The sequence below is a fragment of the Kitasatospora sp. Root107 genome, assembly GCF_001424875.1.
Taxonomy (GTDB): Bacteria; Actinomycetota; Actinomycetes; order Streptomycetales; family Streptomycetaceae; genus Kitasatospora.
The window spans coordinates 426250-449259 of sequence record NZ_LMCT01000012.1; the positions used below are offsets into that span (position 1 = coordinate 426250).

General features: G+C 72.5%; 22 protein-coding genes and 1 pseudogene. 17 read left to right on the plus strand and 6 right to left on the minus strand.

Annotated elements, in window-relative coordinates; all coding sequences use genetic code 11:
• Positions 1-80: 80 nt before the first annotated feature.
• The 3 genes from ASC99_RS13710 to ASC99_RS13720 all read right to left on the minus strand — a co-directional run bounded on the left by ASC99_RS13710 (position 81) and on the right by ASC99_RS13720 (position 4766).
• The gene (locus tag ASC99_RS13710) at positions 81-1361 is read right to left on the minus strand and encodes an SUKH-4 family immunity protein (protein ID WP_057231700.1); all 1281 of its coding nucleotides are present in this window, start codon (positions 1359-1361) and stop codon (positions 81-83) included.
• The gene (locus ASC99_RS41915; protein ID WP_157531512.1) at positions 1358-4327 is read right to left on the minus strand and encodes a toxin glutamine deamidase domain-containing protein; all 2970 of its coding nucleotides are present in this window, start codon (positions 4325-4327) and stop codon (positions 1358-1360) included. Before ASC99_RS41915 ends, ASC99_RS13710 begins: the two co-directional genes overlap by 4 nt.
• A 91-nt stretch (positions 4328-4418) precedes the next feature.
• Complete coding sequence (locus tag ASC99_RS13720) at positions 4419-4766, minus strand: hypothetical protein (protein ID WP_057231704.1); 348 nt, start codon at positions 4764-4766, stop codon at positions 4419-4421.
• Positions 4767-4996: 230 nt separating this feature from the next.
• On the opposite strand from ASC99_RS13720, the gene ASC99_RS13725 reads away from it, so the two are divergent.
• A complete protein-coding gene (locus tag ASC99_RS13725) occupies positions 4997-5779 on the plus strand; it encodes a hypothetical protein (RefSeq protein ID WP_369824199.1) in 783 nt (260 codons plus the stop codon).
• A gap of 197 nt (positions 5780-5976) precedes the next feature.
• Here ASC99_RS13725 and ASC99_RS13730 read toward each other — a convergent pair whose 3' ends face one another.
• A complete protein-coding gene (locus ASC99_RS13730; RefSeq protein WP_057231707.1) occupies positions 5977-7140 on the minus strand; it encodes an NADH-quinone oxidoreductase subunit D in 1164 nt (387 codons plus the stop codon).
• Positions 7137-8138: an SAM-dependent methyltransferase gene (locus ASC99_RS13735; protein WP_057231709.1), complete on the minus strand. Its 1002-nt coding sequence runs from the start codon at positions 8136-8138 to the stop codon at positions 7137-7139. Before ASC99_RS13735 ends, ASC99_RS13730 begins: the two co-directional genes overlap by 4 nt.
• A gap of 105 nt (positions 8139-8243) precedes the next feature.
• Between ASC99_RS13735 and ASC99_RS13740 the strand changes: the two genes are divergently transcribed.
• The 16 genes and pseudogenes from ASC99_RS13740 (at position 8244) to ASC99_RS13805 (ending at position 22243) form a co-directional block, all read left to right on the plus strand.
• Complete coding sequence (locus ASC99_RS13740) at positions 8244-9443, plus strand: sensor histidine kinase (protein ID WP_200948328.1); 1200 nt, start codon at positions 8244-8246, stop codon at positions 9441-9443.
• A gap of 10 nt (positions 9444-9453) precedes the next feature.
• Positions 9454-10143, plus strand: a complete 690-nt coding sequence (locus tag ASC99_RS13745; RefSeq protein WP_057231711.1) for a response regulator transcription factor — start codon at positions 9454-9456, stop codon at positions 10141-10143.
• A gap of 84 nt (positions 10144-10227) precedes the next feature.
• Positions 10228-11175 (plus strand): Rossmann-like and DUF2520 domain-containing protein, encoded by a 948-nt coding sequence (locus ASC99_RS13750; RefSeq protein WP_369824188.1) that lies wholly within the window; start codon positions 10228-10230, stop codon positions 11173-11175.
• Positions 11175-12074: a pantoate--beta-alanine ligase gene (gene panC, locus ASC99_RS13755; RefSeq protein WP_082598296.1), complete on the plus strand. Its 900-nt coding sequence runs from the start codon at positions 11175-11177 to the stop codon at positions 12072-12074. Before ASC99_RS13750 ends, panC begins: the two co-directional genes overlap by 1 nt.
• A 42-nt stretch (positions 12075-12116) precedes the next feature.
• Positions 12117-12566, plus strand: coding sequence for an aspartate 1-decarboxylase (gene panD, locus ASC99_RS13760; protein ID WP_057231713.1), 450 nt, complete (start codon positions 12117-12119; stop codon positions 12564-12566).
• A 13-nt stretch (positions 12567-12579) separates the two neighbouring features.
• Positions 12580-14241, plus strand: coding sequence for an L-aspartate oxidase (locus ASC99_RS13765; RefSeq protein WP_057231715.1), 1662 nt, complete (start codon positions 12580-12582; stop codon positions 14239-14241).
• A 136-nt stretch (positions 14242-14377) separates the two neighbouring features.
• Positions 14378-15352: a carboxylating nicotinate-nucleotide diphosphorylase gene (gene nadC, locus ASC99_RS13770; RefSeq protein ID WP_057231716.1), complete on the plus strand. Its 975-nt coding sequence runs from the start codon at positions 14378-14380 to the stop codon at positions 15350-15352.
• A 25-nt stretch (positions 15353-15377) separates the two neighbouring features.
• On the plus strand, positions 15378-15611 hold a 234-nt coding region (locus tag ASC99_RS40435; protein ID WP_235583034.1), incomplete at its 3' end, for a type III pantothenate kinase.
• Positions 15612-15614: 3 nt separating this feature from the next.
• Positions 15615-16189: pseudogene (locus ASC99_RS13775) on the plus strand (type III pantothenate kinase); the annotation flags it as partial.
• A gap of 167 nt (positions 16190-16356) precedes the next feature.
• Positions 16357-17049: a hypothetical protein gene (locus tag ASC99_RS13780; RefSeq protein ID WP_082598297.1), complete on the plus strand. Its 693-nt coding sequence runs from the start codon at positions 16357-16359 to the stop codon at positions 17047-17049.
• Positions 17050-17237: 188 nt separating this feature from the next.
• Positions 17238-18965 (plus strand): hypothetical protein, encoded by a 1728-nt coding sequence (locus ASC99_RS13785; RefSeq protein ID WP_057231718.1) that lies wholly within the window; start codon positions 17238-17240, stop codon positions 18963-18965.
• 46 nt (positions 18966-19011) lie between these two features.
• Positions 19012-20571, plus strand: a complete 1560-nt coding sequence (gene lysX / locus ASC99_RS13790) for a bifunctional lysylphosphatidylglycerol synthetase/lysine--tRNA ligase LysX (protein WP_082598298.1) — start codon at positions 19012-19014, stop codon at positions 20569-20571.
• Positions 20572-20575: 4 nt separating this feature from the next.
• Positions 20576-20725 carry a hypothetical protein gene (locus tag ASC99_RS39705; RefSeq protein ID WP_184918162.1) on the plus strand — a complete coding sequence of 50 codons (150 nt, stop codon included), beginning with the start codon at positions 20576-20578 and terminating at the stop codon, positions 20723-20725.
• A gap of 102 nt (positions 20726-20827) precedes the next feature.
• Positions 20828-21232, plus strand: a complete 405-nt coding sequence (locus ASC99_RS13795; protein WP_057231720.1) for a BlaI/MecI/CopY family transcriptional regulator — start codon at positions 20828-20830, stop codon at positions 21230-21232.
• An 18-nt stretch (positions 21233-21250) separates the two neighbouring features.
• Entirely contained in the window at positions 21251-21778 is a 528-nt protein-coding gene (locus tag ASC99_RS13800) for an amino-acid N-acetyltransferase (RefSeq protein ID WP_057231722.1), read from the plus strand.
• A gap of 114 nt (positions 21779-21892) precedes the next feature.
• Positions 21893-22243, plus strand: coding sequence for an Lsr2 family protein (locus ASC99_RS13805; RefSeq protein WP_057231724.1), 351 nt, complete (start codon positions 21893-21895; stop codon positions 22241-22243).
• 7 nt (positions 22244-22250) lie between these two features.
• On the opposite strand, the gene ASC99_RS13810 is transcribed toward ASC99_RS13805, so the two are convergent.
• Complete coding sequence (locus ASC99_RS13810; RefSeq protein ID WP_057231725.1) at positions 22251-22724, minus strand: hypothetical protein; 474 nt, start codon at positions 22722-22724, stop codon at positions 22251-22253.
• Positions 22725-23010 lie beyond the last annotated feature (286 nt).

Here is a 23010-nt window from a genome sequence, read left to right on the forward strand (position 1 = left end):
CTCGGGGAAGGTCGGCGTCGCCCACGCGGCGGAGCCGCACATCAGCAGAGCCCCGAGCCCCTGGTGGTGCACCGTGTGCCTCAGAGGGTGCCGTGCCAGAGCTGCTCGACGATGACGGCCCACCAGTTCTCGGGGTCGTTGAAGACCGTGCGGTCCAGCCCGGCCAGGGACCACTGGAGCTCGGCCACGGCCTGGCCGCCCGCCAGGGGGTGCAGGTCACGGAGTTTGGGCAGCCGGTCGGCGAGCAGGGCCAGCGAGCGGACGAAGGCGGTCAGGTCGGCGTTCACGTAGCGGGTGCCGGCCGTCTCGGGGTCGACCGCGCGGATCCGGCCCTGGGCGGTGTCGACGGTGAGCAGGGCCCACCCGTCGGTACCGATCAGCAGCTGGCCGAGCAGCTCGCGGCGGGCCTGCTCGGTGGCCCGGCCGCCCAGGCCGTGGGCGGCGAGGTAGCCGGCCAGGTCCGGCAGGACGGGTGCGTCCGGGGTGCCGGCCGCGATCCCGTCGGAGACCGGGTGGTGCAGCGTGAAGAAGCCCTCGACCGCCACCGGCAGGCCGGTCTGCTGGAGCGGGCGGGCCACCGCCTCGGGCAGGTCGGCGGCCGTCGTGTGGGCCGGGTCGAAGCGGCGTACGCCCTGCGGGCCGAACTGGGCGGCCAGCCGGGCGTTCAGGGCTGCTTCGGCCTCCGGCTGGGCGGGCGGCACGTTGCCCGGGAAGGGCATCCGGTTCGGCCGGGGGTTGGCCGCGCCCGCCGAGCGGACCGCGCGGGCCCGGCCGTCGTAGCGCGGGCCGTAGGCCAGGTCGTGGCTGTGCCGGGCCGTCGGCAGGGCGGCGAGCAGCGCGGCGGCGACGTAGCCGCCGGGCAGCATGGCGGGCCGCAGGTCGGTGTGCACCGAGAGCACGTCCTCCGGCGGGACGCCCTGCTCGGCGAGCTGCCGCCAGGCCCGCAGGGCGGGGTGCGGACGGCCGGTGGCGGAGCGCAGCACCAGGGTGCGCTCCTCGCCGAGCGCGTCCCGGTAGTCGAGTTGGGCCCGGCAGCCGGGGCCGGTGGCGGGCGGCAGGGCGGGGTCGTGGCCGCCCGCGCCGATCCGGTCGCGGTAGAGCTGGACCACCTGCGGGACGGGCACCGAGGGCCAGACGGTGAGCTCGCCGGTGGTCCGGTCGACCACCGCGCAGGCCGCGCCGAGCTCGTCCGGGGCACGCCGGTCACCGGTCAGCGGGTCGACCCGGACCGGGGCGGGCTCCGGCCAGACCACCCAGCCGAGGTCGAACTCGTGGGCCTTGACGGCCCGTTGGCTCTCCTGGGCCAACTCGCCGTTGACCCACCGGTGGGCGGTGTCGAGGGCCTGCGCGAGGGTGGTCATCGACGGGAGCTCCTGGCGGCGTTGCGGTGGATGGTCAGCCGCGAACGCGGCGGGGCAGGCGGCTCCGGGACCGGCTTGGCCATCAGGTCGGGCGCCGGTGCCGGGGTCAACTCGACCACCGGGATGGACGGTTGCAGCGCCGAGAGGTCGAGCGGACGCCCGGAGGCCTCCAGTGCGATCGCCCACAGGCCCTGGTCGGCCGGGTGCAGCGGGGCCGCCGATCGGTAGCCGGTCTGCGGGTCCAGGTAGGTCAGGGTGTCACCGGAGACGAACGCGTTCCAGGTGTGCGAACGGCCGTACTCGTCCAGCGTGAGCAGCACCGCCTGGGTGCCGGAGCCGCACCGCCTGAGCACCTCGGCGAGCTGCCCGAGGGCATCCGAACCGTAGCCCAAGTCCTTGAACTGGGTGCCGAGTTCACGCTCCGCACGGTCCCGCCCGCCGAACTCGCCGGCCGGGCCGTCGGGCAGCCGGGGCGCCCCGCAGGTGGTGTTGCCGAGGTAGCTGTCCAGCGCGGACAGCGCCAGGTCGATCCCGTTGTTGGCCCGGCCCGGCTCGCCGAAGCCGCCGCCGTTCAGCGCCTCCGGCCAGTCGCCGAAGCGCGGGTCCGGGTGGACCGAGGGCAGGCCCTCGGCGTCGCGCGGCACCCGCCGCTCGACCTCGGCCTGGTGCGCCGGGTCGACCGGACCCAGGCCGCCACCGGTCTCGTACGGGCGGCCGTCCGCGATGATCCGGGGGCGCGGTCGCTCGCCCGGCTGCTCGGGTGCGGTGCGCCGGTAGGAGTGGGCGATCAGGAACATCGCGGCCACCGGGGCGGCCTGCAGCGGGCTGGCCAGGCTCTCGCCGTCCCGGCGGCGGACCTCGGGCGGCACCTCGAAGGCGCGCAGCGGCACCGGCCCGACCGCGTAGGCACCGGCCGAACCGGGCTGCGCGGGAAGCGGGTTGGGCACCAGGCCGACCACCGGCGGCGCACCGGCCGGGCGGCCCGGGCCCGCGCCATGGGCACCGGCGCCCGGCTGGCCACCCACGGCGCCGACCGCTCCGACCACACCCGCCTGACCACCTGCCGCGCCGGAGGCCCCGGCAGCGCCGGGCGTACCGACCGCACCGGGCGTACCGGACGCCACCGGAGCCGACGGCGCTGCGGCCACCGGAGCAGCCGGGGCGGCCCCCGCCGGCGGGGGCGCCATCGGCGGCGCACCGGCCGGGACGCCGGGAGTGCCGCCACCGACCGGGCCGGGCCCGGACGAGGGACCGCCACCGCCCGGCATCGGCGCCTCGGCGCCGTGCCCACGGCCGACGCCCACCGGAGCCGACGAACCGTCACCGAAGACCGGACCCACCGTCACCGGCGACGGTGCGACCGCCACCGAGTCGGTCCGGACCGAGGCCGGGCCGTGGTGCACCGGGGCGGCCGGAGCCGACTCATAGCCGTAGTCGTAGTCGTAGTCCACCGAGACGGTCGGGCGCTGCGGGCCGTAGCCGCCGGACTGGGCGGCCTCCGAACGGTGCGACGGGCTGCTGGTACCCCAGCCGTCGTTGCTGCCGTACCCGCTGCTGTGGCCACCACCGCCGTGACCGCCACCGCCGTAGCCACCGCCGTAGCCACCGCTCTGGCCGCTCAACGGCGCCTCGGCCTGCACCGAGGCCGCCAGCGGCCCGGCCTGCACCTCGACCTGGGCGTGCGGGCCCTTGCCGTTGGCGCTGTGTTCCTTCAGCTCGATGTCCGCGTCCACGCCGCCCGGGCCGACCTGCAGGTCGACCCCGACCCCGCCGAGGTGCACCCCGACGCCCGCGTCCGGCTTGGCCGGACCGTGCACCGTGGCGCCGCGGTCGTCCACCATCACCGGCCGCCCGTGGGAGTCGGTGACCAGCTGACCGTTCGCGTCCACCTTGGCGACGTGGCCGTCCGTGCCGCGGACCGGCGCACCGTTCTGGTCCAGCACCACGACCTCGCCGTCGGTGCCGACCAGCGGCCTGCCGTCGTGGCCGAGCGCCACCGAGACCCCGGCGGCCGCTATCAGGCCGCCGGCTCCGACCAGCGCCAGCCCGCCGTGACCGTCCCGCAGCGGCTTGCCGTCCGCGCCGACCGCCAGGCCGACCACCGGCTTGCCGTCCTGGCCGACCACCAGGGCGTTGCCGTCCGCGCCGAGCACCGGCCTGCCCTGCTCGTCCCTGGCGACCGTGACGCCCTCGACGCCCTGCACCTGCTTGCCCTGCTCGTCGACCAGCACCGGCTTGCCCTGGGCATCGGTCATCAGGCGGCCGTGCCGGTCGACGGCCGCCGACAGCGTCCGGACCTTGGCCACCGCACGCCCGCCGAGCAGCGCACCGGCGACCGCACCGGCCGCCCCGGCGGCTCGGGCGGGTGCGTACCCGTCGGCCTGCGCGATCCGCTCCAGCGTGGTGACGGCGGGCTCCTTCAGCGCCTGCTGAAGGCCCTCCTGCATCTCCCGGCCGAGCTCCTCCAGCAGATGGCCGACCTTGTGCTTGGCCAGCTGCACCGCGATCAGCTCGCCGGCCCCGACCACCACGTCGGCCACCACGTCGCCGAGCACGCCGAGCGCGGCGTGCGCCACCGCCTCCACCTTCTGGGCGAGCTTGATCTCCTCGGCCAGCTCGGTCAGCGCCGAGATGATCTCCGCCTTGCACGAGTCCACCGCACCGGCGGCCCGCTCGAAGGCGGCGCCGACCAGCTCGGCGGCGGTCTGCGCGTCGTCCAGGCTGCCCCGGCCACCGCCCGCGAAGCCGCGCCAGTGCGCGGCGAACGCCTCCACCGAACTCCCGGAGTTCTCGCCGGTGACGCGCTGCGCCGAGTCCCCGCCCCGGCGGCTGAGCTGCTCCGCCTCGGCGCCGAACTCCCGCCAAACGCCCGCCGCACGGCGCAGGCCCTCTTCGTCGGCCTGCGGCCACTCATGGCCCAACCTGGCCAGTACGGGGACGAGTTCCTCGGGCACGCTTCGGGACACCAGGCCCCTCCTTCCGGGTTCTGCGGGGACGGACAGCAAGGCGACGGACAGCAACACGTACGGACGGGCCGCCGTGGTTCCCGACGGGGCGTCAGATCACCGGAGGTCTGCCCGCGTCCGCCTTCGCCAGATCGGCGCTCACCTCGCCGTCGGCCCGGTCGACCGACTCTGCCATCGTGTGCAGCCCGGCGCCGATCCCGCCGAGGCGGTCGGCCAGCCCGTTCAGCCCGGCCAGCAACATGCCCTGCGCCTCGGTGTACGCCGTGCCGAACCCACTGCCGGGCTGGTCGCCGCCCCACGGCGTGCCGAGTCCGGCCAGGCCCTGGTCCAGGGCCTGCGCGGCCCGGGCGAAATCGTTCGAGATCTTCTCGAACTCCCGCCCCTCACCGCGTACTTCCCATGGCTTGATCAGGAACTCGCCCGCGCCACCGTTACTCATCCGCCCACTCCCCCAGAGCCCCCGTGCAGATACCTGGCCGCCATCCTAGAGGCAGCGCACGCCACCGTCGCAGGGCCCGTCCGGGTTTCTCACCGCAACTTCACCGGCCGCCGGGGCCGTCACCGGAGGACACCGGCGCCAGGCCATACCCTTGACCGGTGGCAGCAGACAGCAAGAAGACCAGTACGAAGAAGTCCAAGGACAAGAAGAGCGGCACGATCGACCTCGCGATGCCGACCATGCGGCCCGAGGTCCCGCTCGACTTCGCCCGGGCCTGGGTCGAGTTCGCCGACCCCGGCGACGAGGAGCAGGTCTTCCGCTGCGACCTGACCTGGCTCACCTCGCGCTGGAACTGCATCTTCGGCCGCGGCTGCCAGGGCATCCGCCCTGGCCGGGGCGAGTCGGACGGCTGCTGCACGCTCGGCGCGCACTACTCCGACGAGGACGACGAGCAGCGGGTGATCGGCCACGCCGCCCGGCTGACCCCGGAGATCTGGGAGAACCACGCGCACGGCACCGACGCCAAGGGCCGGATCAAGGTCGACGGCGGCATCACCATGCTCGACGAGGACGGCGACCGCCAGACCCGCCGGGTGAACGGCGCCTGCCTGTTCCTGAACAGCCCCGGCTTCCCCGGCGGCGCGGGCTGCTCGCTGCACACCCTGGCCCTCAAGGAGGGCAAGGAGCCGCTGGAGACCAAGCCGGACGTCTGCTGGCAGCTCCCGGTCCGCCGGACCTACGACTGGATCGACCGCCCCGACGACACCCGCTACCTGCAGGTCACCATCGGCGAGTACGACCGCCGCGGCTGGGGCCCCGGCGGCCACGACCTGAACTGGTGGTGCACCGGCAGCCCGGACGCCCACGAGGGCCCCGACCCGGTCTACGTCAGCTACCGCCCCGAACTCACCGAGCTGATGGGCCCCGAGGGCTACGCGGTGCTCGCCGAGCTCTGCGAGCAGCGGATCAAGGGCGGCATCACCGTCGCTCCGCACCCGGCCGACCCGAGCTGAGGCTCGCTGCCCAAGCGTGCACCATCCAGGGGCTCGGGGAACTGCGACGCCGACCTCGAAACAGGTTGATCCCTGCGTAGCTGGTCAGGCACTTTCGCAGTGACCCACGCGCCAGATCTCCTCGCCCACGCGGCGGAGCCGCAAGTCAGCAGAGCCCCGAGCCCCTGGTGGTGCATGGCCGAACTCCTGCAAAGGGGTTACTTGTCGATGTCGCCGACCACGAAGAACATCGAGCCCAGGATCGCCACCATGTCCGCGACCAGCGTCCCGGGCAGCAGCTCGGTCAGTGCCTGGATGTTGTTGTAGGACGCCGAGCGCAGCTTGAGCCGCCACGGGGTCTTGTCGCCGCGCGAGACCAGGTAGTAGCCGTTGATGCCGAGCGGGTTCTCGGTCCAGGCGTAGGTGGCGCCCTCGGGGGCCTTGAGCACCTTGGGCAGCCGCAGGTTGACCGGGCCGGGCGGCAGCTCGGCCAGTCGGTCGAGGCAGGCGTCGGCCAGGTCGAGCGAGTTGACGGCCTGTTCGAGCAGGCACTCGAACCGGGCCAGGCAGTCGCCCTCCTGCCGGGTGACCACCCGGAGCACGTCCTGCAGCTCGCCGTACGCCAGATAGGGCTCGTCCCGGCGGAGGTCGAAGTCGACGCCGCTGGCCCGGGCGATCGGGCCGCTCGCGCCGTACGCCTTCACGTGCTCGGCGGAGAGCACCCCGACGTCGGCGGTCCTGGCCCGGAAGATCTCGTTGCCGAGCACCAGGTCCTCGAAGACCGGCAGCTGCGAGCGGACCGAGGCGACCGCCGCTCTGACCCGGCCCAGCCAGCCGGCCGGCAGGTCCTCCTTCAGGCCGCCGACCCGGTTGAACATGTAGTGCATCCGGCCGCCGCTGGCCTCCTCCAGCACGTGCTGGAGCTCCTCGCGGCTGTGGAAGGCGTGGAAGACCGGGGTGATCCCGCCGAGCTCCAGCGGGTACGAGCCGAGGAACATCAGGTGGTTGAGCACCCGGTTCAGCTCGGCCAGCATGGTGCGGATCCAGACCGCCCGCTCGGGCACCTCCATGCCGAGCATCCGCTCGACCGCGAGCACCACACCCAGCTCGTTGGAGAAGGCGGACAGCCAGTCGTGCCGGTTGGCCAGCATGATGATCTGGCGGTAGTCGCGGGCCTCGAAGAGCTTCTCGGCCCCCCGGTGCATGTAGCCGATCACCGGCTCGGCGGCCACGATCCGCTCGCCGTCCAGCACCAGCTTCAGCCGCAGCACACCGTGCGTGGAAGGGTGCTGCGGGCCGATGTTGAGCACCATGTCACTGGTGCCCAGCTCCCCGACAAGATTCTCCGCACCCGCGCCGACGCCGACCGTGGTCTCCCTCATGGGGTGAGAGTCTGCCATCCCGGCAGCCCCGCCAGGCTCTCCGGTACCGGCATCCGGACAGCCTGGGCCAGCCAGCCGAAACCGCCGAGCCCGGCGGGGTCGGTCAGCTCCGCCCCTTCACCTGCGCCGCCGAGCGCGCGCAGGTACGCCACCGGGTCGCTGGAGGCGAGCGCGAGCGGCGGCCGCGCGCCGTCCACCCCGAGCGCCCGGAGCGCCTCGCGCTGGGTTGTCCACAGGCTGTGGACACCGGGGACGGCCACCGCGTCCAGCGCCACGTGCGCGGTGAGATCACACGAACCGTCAGGAACCGGACGAACCTCCCTTCCCTCCCGAAACCCCGTCAGGGTCTCGAACAGCGGCCGGTCGGCGCGGGTGTGGGCGTAGTCCACCGCCACCGCGAGCCCGCGCTCCAGTGCTCCGACCGCCGCCGCCCAGGCCGCGTCCCGGGGACCGCCCAGCTCCACCCGAGGCCCCTCAGGCCACCACCGCGCGGCCCAGTCGGCGTCCGCCCGGTCGACCGGGTCGCCGAGCCGTTCGGTCCCGTCCGGCGCCACCTCCACGTACCGCAAGCCCTGTTCGTCCCGCTCCGCGCTGTCCAGCGGCACGTTGTCCAGCCACTCGTTGGCGAACAGCAGACCCGACACCCCGTCAGGTACCCGGTCCGTCCACACCACCGACTCCGGCAGCCCGGCCGGCCGGTCGGCCAGCTCCACCGCGTACGGGCGCAGCCGCCCGGCCAGTTCCGGGCCGACCGCCGCCAGTACGCCGGCCAGCAGCTCGCCCCGGCCGGCCCCGACGTCCACCAGGGCCAGCTCCTCGGGGTGGCCGAGCGCGGCATCCACCTCCGTCAGGAGGCGGGTGACCGCTCCGGCGTACCTCGGCGAGGCGTGCACCGAGGTCCTGAAGTGCCCCGCCGGGCCCTCCGGCCTGCGGTAGAACCCGCCGTCCGCCCCGTACAACGCCTGCTCCATGGCGGTCCGCCACCGCATCCAACTCATGCCCCGGACGTTACCGGCGTCACGTCGGCTCTCCACCCTGCGGAGTAGGACGGATCGCTCTCCCGGCGGACCTTTCCACTGCCCTGGGGTGCCTAGGCTTGAGCTGTGCACCGACTCAACGCCTGGTTCCGCCGTCACCCCATGGTGGTCGACTCCGCCTGGGCGCTGCTGCTTGCCTTGATGGCCCTGATCTCCGCCGCCGACAACCAGTCGGGCTGGCAGCAGGACGCCGCCTACGTCCTGGGCGGTCTGGTCGCCGGGATGATGGTGTTCCGGCGGAAGCACCCGAGCGCGACCACGGTCGCCGCGGTGGTCCTCGGCCTGAGCCAGGTGGCGGCCGGCGTCGAGCCCGGCGCGGAGAGCATCGCCTATCTGGTGTTCGCGTACACCGGCGCGGCCTACGGGTCGGTGTGGACGTCCCGGCTGGCCCTCGGGGCCGGCCTGGCGGCCGGGCCGCTGACCGTGGCGCGGTTCCTCGACCGGAGCTCCGGCTCGATCACCGGTGCCCCGCAGGCGGTTTTCTTCGCCGTGCTGATGTCCACCCCCTTCGTGCTCTGCTGGGCCTGGGGCCGGCTCACCCGGGTCCGCCGGGCGTACCTGACCGAGCTGGAGGACCGGGCCGCCCGGCTGGAGCGCGAGCGCGGCGCCCAGGCCAAGATCGCGGTCGCGGCGGAGCGGGCCCGGATCGCCCGCGAGCTGCACGACGTGGTGGCGCACAACGTCTCGGTGATGATCGTTCAGGCCGACGGCGCCGCCTACGTGCTGGACAACTCCCCTCAGCAGGCCAAGGAGGCGCTCTCCACCATCGCCTCGACGGGCCGTCAGGCGCTGGTCGAGATGCGCCGGCTGCTCGGCGTGCTGCGCACCACCGACACCACCGAGGAGTACGTCCCGCAGCCCGGTGTGGCCGAGCTGCCCGAGCTGCTCGACCAGGTCCGTACGGCCGGTCTGCCGGTCGACTTCGACAGCGCAGGGGAGCCCCAGGAGCTGCCCCGCGGCGTCGAACTGACGGTGTACCGGATCGTCCAGGAGGCGCTCACCAACGTCCGCAAGCACGGCGGCCCGGACGTCCGGGCCCGGGTCGCGGTGGACTTCCGCGACCGCGAGCTGGAGGTGCTGATCGAGGACGACGGCCGGGGCTCCACCGACGACCAGCTGACGGTCGGTGGTGACGACGGCCCCGGGCATGGTCTGATCGGCATGCGGGAGCGGGTCGGCATGGTCAGCGGGAGCCTCGACATCGGGCCCCGGCCCGGCGGGGGCTTCCGGATCCGCGCGGTACTTCCCCTCAAGACCATCAAGTAAGGACTGCTCCGTGACCATCAGGGTGATGCTCGTCGACGACCAGGAACTGCTGCGCACCGGCTTCCGGATGATCCTCCAGTCCCAGGGCGACATCGAGATCGCCGCCGAGGCCGGGGACGGTCAGCAGGCCCTCCAAGTTCTGGAGCACACCGAGGTCGACGTGATCCTGATGGACGTCCGGATGCCCCGGCTCGACGGCGTCCAGGCCACCCGCCGGATCTGCCTGACCGAGGACGGCGCCCCGCGCCCGGACGCCCCGCACGTGCTCATCCTGACCACCTTCGACCTGGACGAGTACGCCTTCGCCGCACTCAAGGCGGGCGCCAGCGGCTTCCTGCTCAAGGACGTCCCGCCGGTCGAGCTGGTCGCCGCGATCCGCTCCGTGCACGCCGGGGACGCCGTGGTCGCCCCCACCACCACCCGCCGGATGATCGACCGCTTCGCCGAGGTCCTCCCGGTCCCCCGCTCCACCCCCGGCTCCCCCGTGCTGGCCCCGCTCACCGACCGCGAACGCGAGGTCTTCCTGCTGGTCGCCCAGGGCCTCTCGAACGGCGAGATCGCCACCAAGCTCACCCTCTCCGAAGCCACCGTCAAAACCCACGTCGGCCGGATCCTCGCCAAGCTCAACCTCCGCGACCGGGTCCAGGCCGTGGTCCTCGCCTACGAGGCCGGCCTGGTCCGCGCGGGCGCCGGGGAGTAGCCCGCCGCGCGCCCGGCCGTAGAATGGCGCGGTACGTCCGGTACCTGCAGAGGACTGGAACGGAAGTGAGGACGACGGCGAGCCGTGAGCACCTTCGACGAGGCCGAGTTCGGGGCACTGGCCGACCCGTTCGGTGATCCCGCCGACCCCGGCAACCGGCCCGCGCGGCTGGCGGTCGGCGTGGTCGGCACGGGCCGGGTCGGCCCTGCGCTGGGGGCCGCGCTGCAGCTGGCCGGGCACCGGGTGGTGGCCGCGTCCGGGGTGTCGGCGACCTCCCGGCGACGGGCCGAGGCGCTGCTGCCCGGGGTGAAGCTGGTCAGCCCGCCGCAGGTGCTGGCGGCGGCCGACCTGGTGCTGCTCACCGTCCCGGACGACGCGCTGGCCGACCTGGTGACCGGTCTTGCGAGCACCGGTGCGGTCCGGCCGGGGCAGATCATCGTGCACACCTCGGGGGCGCACGGCGTGGCGGTGCTGGAGCCCGCGACCAGGGCCGGGGCACTGCCACTGGCGCTGCACCCGGCGATGACCTTCACCGGTACCTCCGTCGACCTGGCCCGACTGGCGGGCTGTCCCTTCGGGGTGACGGCCCCTCAGGAGCTGCGGCCGGTCGCCGAGGCCCTGGTGGTGGAGATGGGCGGCGAGCCCGAATGGGTGCCCGAGGAGGTCAGGCCGCTCTACCACACGGCCCTCGCGCACGGCGCGAACCACCTGGTCACCCTGGTCGCCCAGGCCACCGAACTGCTCCGGACGGCGGGTGTGGCCGAGCCGGGCCGCCTGCTCGGCCCGCTGCTCGGCGCGGCCCTGGACAACAGCCTGCGCTCCGGCGACGCGGCCCTCACCGGACCGGTCGCCCGGGGCGACGCCGGGACGCTCCGGCGCCACCTGCACCAGCTCGGTACGGTAGCCCCGGACATCGGGCAGGCGTACCGCGCGATGGCCCGCGCCACGGCGCAGCGGGCGGTCCGCTCCGGATCGCTCGACGAAGAGTCGGCGGCTGCGCTGCTGGACGTACTCAACGAGGAGAACATCTGATGGCCCGTGGCAAGCAGCAGCCGAGCAAGGCACCCAAGGTGCACAAGGCCGAGCTGACCCACACGATCGCCGACTTCGAGCCCGCCTTCTGGCCGGACGAGCAGCCGGTGGACAACGCGGTGGTGATGACCATGGGCGCGCTGCACGAGGGCCACGCCGCACTGATCCGGGCAGCGCGCAAGCAGGTCGGCAAGGACGGCCGGGTGGCCGTCACCGTCTTCGTGAACCCCCTTCAGTTCGGCGCCGGCGAGGACCTGGACCGCTACCCGCGCACGCTCGCCGCCGACGTCCGGCTGGCCGAGGAGAACGGCGCGGACGTGGTGTTCGCCCCGCTGCCCGAGGAGGTCTACCCGAACGGGACCCCGCAGGTGCGGATCTCCGGTGGCCCGATGGGCGAGCGGTTCGAGGGCGCCTCCCGACCCGGCCACTTCGACGGGGTGCTGACCGTGGTGGCCAAGCTGCTGCACATCACCGACCCGGACTTCGCGTTCTTCGGCGAGAAGGACGCCCAGCAGCTCGCGGTCGTCCAGCGGATGGTCGCCGACCTGGACTTCGACGTCGAGGTGATCGGCGTCCCGACCGTCCGCGAGGCCGACGGCCTGGCGCTCTCCTCCCGCAACCGCTTCCTCTCGGAGACCGAGCGGGAGCAGGCACTCACCCTCTCCAAGGCCCTGCTGGCCGGCCGCGACGTGGCCGCGCAGGGCCCGAAGGCCGTCCTCGCGGCCGCCTCGGCCGTCCTGGACGGCGCCGAGGGTGTCACCCTTGACTACCTCGCCCTGATCGACCCGGACGACTTCACCGAAGCCGCCGAGGACTTCCAGGGTGAGGCGGTGCTGGCCGTCGCCGCGAAGGTGGGCTCGACCCGCCTGATCGACAACGTCCGCATCATCGTCCGGTAAGAAGCAGTTCCCTAGGCATGCACTCACAGGAGGCGTGACCCAATGCTCCGCACCATGCTCAAGTCCAAGATCCACCGGGCCACCGTGACCCAGGCCGACCTGCACTACGTCGGCTCGGTCACGGTGGACGAGGACCTGCTCGACGCCGCCGACCTGCTCCCCGGGGAGCTGGTCCACATAGTCGACATCAACAACGGCGCCCGGCTGGAGACGTACACGATCGCCGGCCCGCGCGGCTCCGGCGTGATCGGCATCAACGGCGCCGCCGCCCGTCTGGTCCATCCCGGCGACCTGGTCATCCTGATCGCCTACGGGCAGATGGAGACCGCCGAGGCCAAGGGCTACGTGCCCCGGGTGGTCTTCGTGGACGGCGAGAACCGGATCACCGGCTACGGCACCGACGCCGCCGACGCCCCCGAGGGCAGCGGGCTGCTGCGCGGGGACCGGGCGTACGGTGACGGGCACAACGCGGCGCCCTCGGCCGCGCGCTAAGGAGCAACAGGACATGACCGTCTCGCACCGCCTCACCGCCCCGGCACCGGGCTGGACCAGCACCACGGACGTGGTCGTGGTCGGCTCCGGGGTGGCCGGACTCACCGTCGCCCTCAACGTCCGCAAGGCCGGCCTGCGGGCCATGGTGGTCACCAAGGCGATGCTCGACGACGGTTCGACCCGCTGGGCCCAGGGCGGCATCGCCGCCGCCCTGGGCGAAGGCGACACCCCTGAACAGCACCTGGCCGACACCCTGGTGGCCGGGGCCGGGCTCTGCGACGAAGAGGCCGTCCGCACCCTGGTCACCGAAGGGCCGGACGCCGTACGGCACTTGATCGCCACCGGCGCCGCCTTCGACCTGGACGCCGAGGGCGAGATCCTGCTCACCCGGGAGGGCGGCCACCACCGCCGCCGGATCGCGCACGCCGGCGGCGACGCCACCGGGGCGGAGATATCGCGAGCCCTGGTCTCCGCCGTCCGCTCCGACCCCGGGCTCGAACTCATCGAGCACGCCCTGGTGTTGGACCTGCTCACCGACGCCGACGGCCACGCCGCCGGGCTCACCCTGCACGTGATGGGCGAGGGCCAGCGGGACGGCGTCGGCGCGATCCGGGCCCGCGCCGTGGTGCTGGCCACCGGCGGCATGGGCCAGATCTTCTCGGCCACCACCAACCCGGCGGTCTCCACCGGCGACGGCGTCGCGCTCGCGCTGCGGGCCGGGGCCGAGGTGACCGACCTGGAGTTCGTCCAGTTCCACCCGACCGTGCTCTGGCTCGGCGCCGAGGCCGAGGGCCAGCAGCCGCTGGTCTCCGAGGCGGTCCGCGGCGAGGGCGCCCACCTGGTGGACGCCGACGGGGTGCGCTTCATGGTCGGGCAGCACGAGCTGGCCGAGCTGGCCCCCCGGGACATCGTCGCCAAGGCGATCACCCGCCGGATGCAGGAGCTCGGCACCGAGCACATGTACCTGGACGGACGGCACTTCGGCGCCGCGATGTGGGCCGAACGCTTCCCCACCATCCTGGCCTCCTGCCGCTCGCACGGCATCGACCCGGTCACCGAGCTGATCCCGGTCGCCCCCGCCGCGCACTACGCCTCCGGCGGCATCCGCACCGACCTGCTCGGCCGCACCACCGTGCCCGGCCTGTACGCCTGCGGCGAGGTGGCCTGCACCGGTGTGCACGGCGCCAACCGGCTGGCCTCCAACTCGCTGCTGGAGGGCCTGGTATTCGCCGAGCGGATCGCCGCCGACCTGACTGCCCGTCACGCCGCGGGCGACCTCCCCGAGCGCTCGGTCGACGTGGCCGGCGCCCGGGCCGCCCGGCCCGTCCCGCTGCTCGCCCCCGAGGCCCGCGCGGACATCCAGCACCTGATGTCCACCGGGGCGGGCGTGCTCCGCTCGGCCGGCTCGATGGCCGCCACCACCACCGGCCTGGCCCGGCTCGCCGCCGACGAGAAGTCCGCCGACCCGGCCGTCGAGAGTTGGGAGGCCACCAACCTCCACCTGGTCGCCACCGCGCTGGTGGCCGCCGCCGCCCAGCGCGAGGAGACCCGCGGCTGCCACTGGCGCGAGGACTTCCCGGACCGCGACGACGCAGCCTGGCAGCGCCACATCATCAGTTCGGGGCACACGCTGCGGCAGCCAGGGGCTCGGGGAACTGCGACGCCGACCTCGTAAAACGTGATCCGTACGTAGGTGGTCAGGCACTTTGCATTGTGACCCCGGCGCCAGATCTCCTCGCAGTTCCCCGAGCCCCTGACCATAGATGCTCGATCACCTGCCCAAACTTTCCGCCCAAGCTAGGAGCCATCCGATGTCCCACACCCACGAGGAACTCCCGCTCGCCGACCAGGTCGACGGCTGCGGCGCCGGCTGCGGTTGCGGCGACGGCGAGGCGTACGAGACCGGCCTGGACCCGGCGCTCGCGGAGATGCTGGAGGCGGCCGGCCTGGACCCGGTCGAGGTGGAGGACATCGCGACCCTCGCGCTGGCCGAGGACCTGGCCGGCGGCGAGGACGTCACCTCGGTCGCGACCGTCCCCGCCGACGCGGTGGCCACCGCGGACTTCACCGCCCGTCAGGCCGGCGTGGTGGCCGGGCTGCGGATCGCCGAGGCCGTGGTCTCGCTGGTCTGCGAGGAGGAGTTCGAGGTCGAGCGGCACGTCGAGGACGGCGACCGGGTGGAGGCCGGCCAGGTGCTGCTCTCGGTCCGCAGCCGCACCCGCGACCTGCTCACCGCCGAGCGCAGCGCGCTGAACCTGCTCTGCCGGCTGTCCGGCATCGCCACCGCGACCCGCGCCTGGGCGGACGCCCTGGAGGGCACCAAGGCGCAGGTCAGGGACACCCGCAAGACCACGCCCGGCCTGCGCTCGCTGGAGAAGTTCGCGGTCCGTGCGGGCGGCGGCAGCAACCACCGGATGTCGCTCTCGGACGCCGCGCTGGTGAAGGACAACCACGTGATCGCGGCGGGCGGTGTCGCCGAGGCGTTCAACGCCGTCCGGGCCGCGTACCCGGAGCTGCCGGTGGAGATCGAGGTGGACCGCCTCGACCAGATCCCGCCGGTGCTGGAGGCGGGCGCCGACCTGATCCTGCTCGACAACTTCACCGTCGCCGAGCTCAAGCAGGCCGTCGAACTGGTCAACGGCCGGGCCAAGCTGGAGGCTTCGGGCGGGCTGACCCTGGCCACCGCGCACGAGGTCGCCCAGACTGGGGTGGACTACCTGGCCGTCGGCGCCCTGACCCACTCCTCGCCGATCCTGGACATCGGCCTGGATCTCCGCTCCGCCTGATTCCCACTAGCAGAAGGCCCTCCCCGTGCTCCTCACCATCGACGTCGGCAACACCCAGACCACGCTCGGCCTGTTCGACGGCGAGGAGATCGTGGAGCACTGGCGGATCTCCACCGACCCGCGCCGCACCGCCGACGAACTGGCGGTGCTGATGCAGGGCCTGATGGGCTCTCACCCGATCGTCTCGGCCGAGGACCGGATCGAGGGCCTGGCCATCTGCTCCTCCGTACCCGCCGTGCTCCACGAGCTCCGCGAGGTGNNNAGCTCCGCGAGGTGACCCGCCGGTACTACGGCGACGTGCCCGCGGTGATCGTGGAGCCGGGGGTGAAGACCGGGGTGCACGTCCTGATGGACAACCCCAAGGAGGTCGGCGCCGACCGGATCGTCAACGCGCTGGCCGCCAACCACCTCTACGGCGGCCCGTGCATCGTGGTCGACTTCGGCACCGCGACCACCTTCGACGCGATCAACGAGCGCGGCGACTACGTGGGCGGCGCGATCGCCCCGGGGATCGAGATCTCGGTCGAGGCGCTCGGCGTCCGGGGGGCCCAGCTGCGCAAGATCGAACTGGCCCGGCCCCGGAACGTGATCGGCAAGAACACCGTCGAGGGCATGCAGTCCGGCATCCTGTACGGCTTCGCCGGGCAGGTCGACGGGCTGGTCGAGCGGATGGCCAAGGAGCTCGCCAAGGACCCGGACGACGTCCAGGTGATCGCCACCGGCGGCCTCGCCCCGCTGGTCCTCGGCGAGGCCGCCACCATCGACGTCCACGAGCCGTGGCTCACCCTGATCGGCCTCCGGCTGGTCTACGAGCGCAACAAGCCCGCCACCGCCTGACCCCAACTCGCCTCCGGCGCAGCATAGTTGATCGTTCCGCGCCGGGGGCGGCGGCACTGCGGCCCGGCGGCCGCCGACGAGTCGTCATTTCACCCGCAGATACGCCAATCGGGAGAAGTGCGTCGCCAATCGCCATAAATCGGACGTACGCCACGTACTGTCGTGGCATGCCGACGCCACACGGATCGCGCGGCGGCATGGCCTTCAGCGCCGACGAAGTCCGCGTGTTGCGCCGTGCCCTCGCCCAAGCGCTGTACCCGGTCCACATGCCGTACCCGACTCCTACGGGCGAGTTGTGGGCCGAGGACGTCCAGGAGGCCCTGCGCCTCGCCGAAGCCGTGGACGAGGCCGTCCAGGAGGGCGGGCGGCTGCGCTCGTTCCTGCTCGCCGACCTCTCCCGCTACCGCGCCGCACTGCCCGGCAGCGTCTCCGGTTATCTGGAACGCCTGGAGGAGGCCATCACCGACGGCTACCTCCCGAACGCCGAGGACCTCACCGCCCTCCGCGCCCTGACCCGGCTGCCCTGCGGGAGCGGCGAACGCTCCCGCAGGTCCCGGCTGGCGGGCCGCTGTCACGCCATCGCCGAGGCCGACGTCCGCGAACGCCTCGCCCTCAGCACCGGCCAACGGCACCTGACGGCCGTACCAAGCCCCGCCGCTCCCCCCAGCGGCGGCCCCTTCGATCCAGCTGGAGGACGGTTCCCGATGACAGACCCCGCCGTGGCCCCGAAGCACCCCGCCGACGCCCGCCCGACGCCCCGCCGGATGCCCACCCCCGCCGAACTCTTCGGCCGCCGTACGCACGCCGAGCCCGGCAGCCCGGCCCCGTCCCAGGAGGACCTGGAACTCGCCACCGGCTGACGGACGCTCAGGGGAGGCCGCCACGGCCTCCCCTCAGGCGTGCCGCCCCGTAACGATCTGACAAAGCGCCCGTCCAGGATGCCCCGCCTTGATGCTCCTTGGTCGAATCGTCCGTCAAATCATGTCGCTGTCCGGACATTTGGAGAACCTAGGGTGCGGGGTGAACATCCTGTGACCAAAGGACAGCAGTGGTACTCATACGCCTGGCGCGCCCGTTCGGCATCGCCGCCGCGCTCACCCTCGCCGTGACCGGCACCGCCCTCCCCGCCTCGGCGGCCTCGGACCTCAGCCTGATGCTGGAGGGTCCGGCGGCGATTTCGATCGACCCGACGGCCAAGCCGGAGCCGCACTCGGCCGGGAACCTCCCCCTCTACATCGGGCGCGTGGGCAAGGAAGCGGCGAAGGACGTCGTGGTCAGCTACGACACCCGCGACCTGACCGGCGTCGCCGAGCTCACCCTGAGCGGCCAGTGCACCGTCTCCGGCACCGTGCACACCTGCAAGCAGTGGTTCCCGCTGGAGTACGACCGCATCAACCTCACGGAGAATGCGACGCTGACCGGGGCCAAGGACGCCAAGATCGGCGCCAAGGGCGTCCTCCACATCAAGGCGACCAGCTCCAACGCCAAGGAGGCGGTCCAGGACGTCGAGGTCTTCACCGGCGGCCCGAAGCTGGAGCTCAAGGAGATCCCCGCCCAGAACAAGGTCAAGATCGGCAGCACGCTCGACGCCCCGATCGAGATCACCAACAAGGGCTCGCTGCCGGCCAACCGGGTCATCCTCGCCATGTACGCCACCGACGGGCTGGAGTTCAAGCAGCGCTTCGGCAACTGCGAGTACGGCGCCGAATCGGGCGGCGGCAGCTGGACCTCCTCCGCCGGAATGATCTGCACCGTCGACACCCAGGTCGCACCGGGTGAGACCGTCAAGCTCAGTCCGATGCAGTTCGGTGTCACCCCGACGGCGCTCTACACCTTCGCGAACTTCCACATCCTCGCCAACGTGGAGACCGGCACGCACTGGATGCGGGAGTCCTACAACCTCAAGCCCGGCTCCGGCCCCCGGCTCACCTTCGTCGGCAAGCCCGAGGCGCCGGTCGCCACGGTGGGTGGCCCGAACATCGACGAGGACAACGGCAGCGCCCACAACTACGCCGAGCTGGAGGTCCATGCGGACAGCAGCGCGGACTTCTCGGCCATCGCCCAGTGGACCCCGGCGGCCGGCGGCCGGACCGGCAAGCTCACCGTCGGGATGCTGAACAGCGGACCGGGCAGTGTCTACGACCGCAGCGGCGGCGAGTCCGCGCCGAGCGTCCAGGTCGTCCTGCCCAAGGGCGTCACGGCCACCACCGTGCCCGAGAAGTGCAGCGCGGGCGGCCACGCCAACGGCGAGCAGGTCAAGGACCAGGGTTACTACACCTGCTCCACCGACATCTGGATCCCCAACGGCGCCCGGTACACCTTCGAGTTCGCCCTCGCGCTCACCGCCGAGGCCGTGAACTCCACCGTCCCGTTCTCCCTGCAGAACAGCCAGAGCTCCTACGAGCCGGGCCACCCCTCCGCGGTGATGTCCTGGGACAAGAACCCGGCCAACGACCTCGGCTCGATCAAGCTGGGTGAGCAGGCGAGCGGCAACCTGCCGACCACCACGCCCACCAAGCCCGCCACCACGGCTCCGACCAAGGCGCCCACCAAGGCCCCGCCGGCCGTTCAGCCGACCGGCACCCGGTCCGCGTCCGCCGTCCCGGCCGGGCAGAAGTCCTCCGCCGCGCCGAGCACCTCCACCGGACCGCTCGCCTCCACCGGCGGCGGCTCGAACGCCGGCCCGATCGCCGGTGCCGGCATCGCCGCGATCGTCCTCGGTGCCGCTCTGGTCGTGGTGGCCCTGCGCCGCCGCCGGGCAGGCGCACACCAGTAGGCAACCGCTCCACCCGCCGGCCCCGGAGAGGTTCTACCCTGGTGGGGTGAGCGATCAGAACAGCATCCCCGCGACCGACGACCTTCCCGAGCAGATGCGCGTCCGGCGCGAGAAGCTGGACCGGCTCCGGGCGGCCGGCGTCGACCCGTACCCGGTCGGCTTCCCGCGCACCACCACCATCGCCGACCTGCGCGCCAAGCACCCCGACCTGGAGCCGGACGTCACGACCGGCGAGCGGGCCGGCGTGACCGGCCGCGTGGTGCTGGCCAGGACCGGCGGCAAGCTCTGCTTCGCCACCCTGCGGGACGGCTCGGGCGACCTCCAGGTGATGTTCTCCCTGGACAAGCTGGGCCCGGAGCGGCTGGCGGCCTGGAAGGCCGACATCGACCTCGGCGACCAGGTGGGTGTCGAGGGCGAGGTGATCACCTCCAAGCGCGGTGAGCTGTCGGTCCTGGTGGACCGCTGGGAGCTGACCGCCAAGTGCCTGCGGCCGCTGCCGGACAAGCACAAGGGCCTGACCGACCCGGAGGCCCGGGTCCGCCAGCGCTACGTGGACCTGATCGTGAACCCGGAGGCCCGGGAGATCCTCTACCTGCGCAGCAAGGTGGTCCGCTCGATCCGCCGCACCTACGAGGAGCGCGGCTACATCGAGGTGGAGACCCCGATGCTGCAGCCGGTGCACGGCGGCGCCAACGCCCGGCCGTTCACCACCCACATCAACGCGTACGACATCGACCTCTTCCTACGGATCGCCCCGGAGCTGTACCTCAAGCGCCTGGTGGTCGGCGGCGCCGAGAAGGTCTTCGAGATCAACCGCAACTTCCGCAACGAGGGCGCGGACTCGACCCACAACCCCGAGTTCACCTCGCTGGAGTCGTACGAGGCGTACGGCGACTACGACACCCAGGCCGAGCTGATCCGGGCCACCATCGTGAACGCGGCCCGGGACGCGCTCGGCACCACCGTGGTGCGCGGCATCGGCCCGGACGGCGCGGAGCACGAGATCGACCTGGCCGAGCCGTGGGCCGAGGTCAGCGTCTACCCCGGCATCTCCGGGCACCTGGGCACCGAGGTGACCCCGGAGACCGGCGTCGCCGAGCTGCGCGAGCTGGCCGACAAGGCCGGCATCCCGTACGAGAAGGAGTGGGGCCACGGCCAGATCGTGCTGGAGATGGTCGAGCGGCTGCTCGAGCACCACGCGATCAAGCCCACCTTCATCAAGGACTACCCGACCGAGGTCTCGCCGCTGACCCGTCAGCACCGCTCGATCCCGGGTGTGGCCGAGAAGTGGGACCTGGTCATCTTCGGCACCGAGATCGGCACCGCCTACTCCGAGCTGGTCGACCCGGTCGAGCAGCGGGCCCGCCTCACCGCCCAGTCGCTGCTGGCGGCCGGCGGCGACGTCGAGGCGATGCAGGTGGACGAGGACTTCCTGCGCGCGCTCGAGTACGCGATGCCGCCGACCGGTGGTCTCGGCCTCGGGGTGGACCGCCTGATCATGCTGCTGACCGGCAAGAACATCCGCGAGACGGTGCTCTTCCCGATCGTGAAGCCGACCGTCAAGGCCGCCAAGGCCGAGGCGGATTCCGACTCTGAAGAGGAGTGACCTGGTGGACTACATCAGTGCGATCGTGCCCCCGCTGGTGATGGCGATCGGGTTCGGCTTCCTGGTGCGGGCGATCATCCGCTCGCAGGGCGGCGCCCAGCGAGCCAAGGAGGACGCCGCCGCCGATCTGCTGGCGACCCGGAACGCCGAATAACGCAACATCGCTGACGCGCCGTCACTCCTTGGGGGTGACGGCGCGCCGGTTTGCGCCGAATCAGCAAATTTTGTCCGGATCACTCCCTATCCTGGCCGGACTATGGTGCGGCAACTCGGAGAACTCGAGAACGACATCATGACCAGGGTCTGGCAGTGGAACCGCCCGGTCACGGTTCGCGAGGTTCTACAGGATCTGCGGTCGGAACGCGAAATCGCGTACACCACCGTCATGACGGTGCTCGACAAGCTCTTCAGAAAGGGCTGGCTCCGGCGCGAGCAGGTCGGTCGCGCCTATGTATATGAGCCGGTCTCGTCCCGCGAGGCATACACCGCGGCACTCATGAACGACGCCTGGGCCACCAGTGACAATCCGGCCGCGGCACTGGTTCACTTCTTCGGGCTGATGTCGCCCGAGCAGCGCGAGGCACTCCGGGACGCACTCCGGGTCACCGCGCCGGCACCTGCCGATAGCGAAGTCGATACCGGGGAGACCGGAAGCGCCTGAGCACGATAGCGTCCCGCCATGGAGGTCACCATCCGCCGGGCGCGGACCAGCGACGTGCGAGCAGTGCGGCGGCTCATCGACGGCTACTCACGGGACGGCATTCTGCTCGACAAGCCGACCGTGACGCTGTTCGAGGCTGTACAGGAGTTCTGGGTCGCCGAACGCGACGACACCGGCCTGGTGGTCGCCTGCGGCGCACTGCACGTGATGTGGGAGGACCTGGCCGAGGTCCGCACCCTGGCGGTCGATCCGTCCTGCAAGGGCCTGGGGGTCGGCCATCTGCTGCTGGAGAAGCTGGTGCACACCGCCCGCTGGCTGGGTGTCCGTCGGATTTTCTGCCTGACGTTCGAGGTCTCCTTCTTCTCGAAACACGGTTTCGTCGAGATCGGCGAAACCGATGATGATACGTCAGACCCGGCGGCGATCGCTACGGATGTCTATGAGGAGCTTCTACGTTCGTACGACGAAGGAGTCGCGGAGTTCCTCGATCTGGAGCGGGTGAAGCCCAACACGCTGGGCAACTCAAGGATGCTGCTGCGGCTCTGAAGACCGGCGGAACAGCTCGGCCGACGCCTTCGGAGGAGCCAGGGGTTTGTGTTTTCACGGAAAAGACGCTTTCCTTTCTCTAAGCAATGCGTCGTTTAGCGGAAAGGGAAGCCCGTGGCACAGAGGGTGCAGGTCATTCTTGAAGACGATCTCGACGGCGGCTCGGCGGACGAGACCGTGACGTTCGCCCTGGACGGCGTGGCCTACGAGATCGACCTGAAGAGCGCGAACGCGGACAAGCTGCGCGGGCTGCTGGCCCCGTATGTCGACAAGGGCCGCAAGCAGAGCGGCCGACTGGCCGGGGCGCGTCGGGGCACCGCCCGCGGCGCGGGCCGCCCGGCGGCGGGTGCGCCGGACACCGCGAAGATCCGCGCGTGGGCCAAGGAGAACGGCTTCGACGTCAACGACCGCGGCCGTGTCCCGAGCAACGTGCGCGAGGCGTACGAGCTGGCGAACCCCTCCTGACCTGAGGTCAGGAAGCCGGTGCCAGCCCCATCAGGTCCCGGGCGCAGGCATCGGCCAGACAGTCGAGCAGTCGCAGCAGATCGGGCGAGCGCAGGTCCAGTCCGGTAACCGGTCCGGCCGGGCGCAGCCAGACCGCCGGTCGGCCCTCGGGGCGTGGCGCGGGGCGTGGAGGAGCCTCCTCCGCGCCCCGCGGCCGTGGCACCCGGGGCGGCTCGGCCGCCCGGGCGGTGAGGCCGAGCCTCAGCTCGGCTCCCCAGCCCAGCCAGTGCAGCAGCTCCGGCACCGCCTCCGCGGTGTCCGGTGCGAGCAGGAAGGCGACCCGGTCACCCCGGGCCACCACCGGCCCCGACGGCCGCCCGAGGCGGTCCAGCCGGGCGAGCGACGCCAGCCCGACCGGGCGGCGCACCTCGACCCGGTCGGAGTCCAGCAGTGCGGTGAGCGGGATGGGGCAGAGCCCGGTCAGGACCGACGGAACCGTCATGGGCTGTGCAACGCTGGAGGGGCGGAGCGGTCACGCGGCCACCACCTGAACGGCCGCGAGCCCGATCTGATCCACCGTCAGCCACGGTGGACTTCTCGCCAGGCGAACACCGCCACCGGGGAAACTGCGCGAAACTCGCCGGAATACCGGGTATGAATGCAGGTGGGTGGGGCCAAGAGCCCCGGCCGAGCAGATCGCGAGACCAGCTGTCCGAGTCCTCGGTGGGCGTTGTTCGCCGATGGCGTAGCGGTATCGGGTGCATCAGGCCCTGCTGTGGGAACACCGT

Excerpts from the sequence above, each read along its gene's own strand:
- ASC99_RS13710 (WP_057231700.1), bottom strand. The coding sequence starts at position 1,361 with ATGACCACCCTCGCGCAGGCCCTCGACACCGCCCACCGGTGGGTCAAC.
- ASC99_RS13720 (WP_057231704.1), bottom strand. The coding sequence starts at position 4,766 with ATGAGTAACGGTGGCGCGGGCGAGTTCCTGATCAAGCCATGGGAAGTA.
- ASC99_RS13725 (WP_369824199.1), top strand. The coding sequence starts at position 4,997 with ATGCCGACCATGCGGCCCGAGGTCCCGCTCGACTTCGCCCGGGCCTGG.
- ASC99_RS13730 (WP_057231707.1), bottom strand. The coding sequence starts at position 7,140 with ATGAGGGAGACCACGGTCGGCGTCGGCGCGGGTGCGGAGAATCTTGTC.
- ASC99_RS13735 (WP_057231709.1), bottom strand. The coding sequence starts at position 8,138 with ATGAGTTGGATGCGGTGGCGGACCGCCATGGAGCAGGCGTTGTACGGG.
- panC (WP_082598296.1), top strand. The coding sequence starts at position 11,175 with ATGGCCCGTGGCAAGCAGCAGCCGAGCAAGGCACCCAAGGTGCACAAG.
- panD (WP_057231713.1), top strand. The coding sequence starts at position 12,117 with ATGCTCCGCACCATGCTCAAGTCCAAGATCCACCGGGCCACCGTGACC.
- ASC99_RS13765 (WP_057231715.1), top strand. The coding sequence starts at position 12,580 with ATGACCGTCTCGCACCGCCTCACCGCCCCGGCACCGGGCTGGACCAGC.
- nadC (WP_057231716.1), top strand. The coding sequence starts at position 14,378 with ATGTCCCACACCCACGAGGAACTCCCGCTCGCCGACCAGGTCGACGGC.
- ASC99_RS13780 (WP_082598297.1), top strand. The coding sequence starts at position 16,357 with ATGCCGACGCCACACGGATCGCGCGGCGGCATGGCCTTCAGCGCCGAC.
- ASC99_RS13795 (WP_057231720.1), top strand. The coding sequence starts at position 20,828 with ATGGTGCGGCAACTCGGAGAACTCGAGAACGACATCATGACCAGGGTC.
- ASC99_RS13800 (WP_057231722.1), top strand. The coding sequence starts at position 21,251 with ATGGAGGTCACCATCCGCCGGGCGCGGACCAGCGACGTGCGAGCAGTG.
- ASC99_RS13810 (WP_057231725.1), bottom strand. The coding sequence starts at position 22,724 with ATGACGGTTCCGTCGGTCCTGACCGGGCTCTGCCCCATCCCGCTCACC.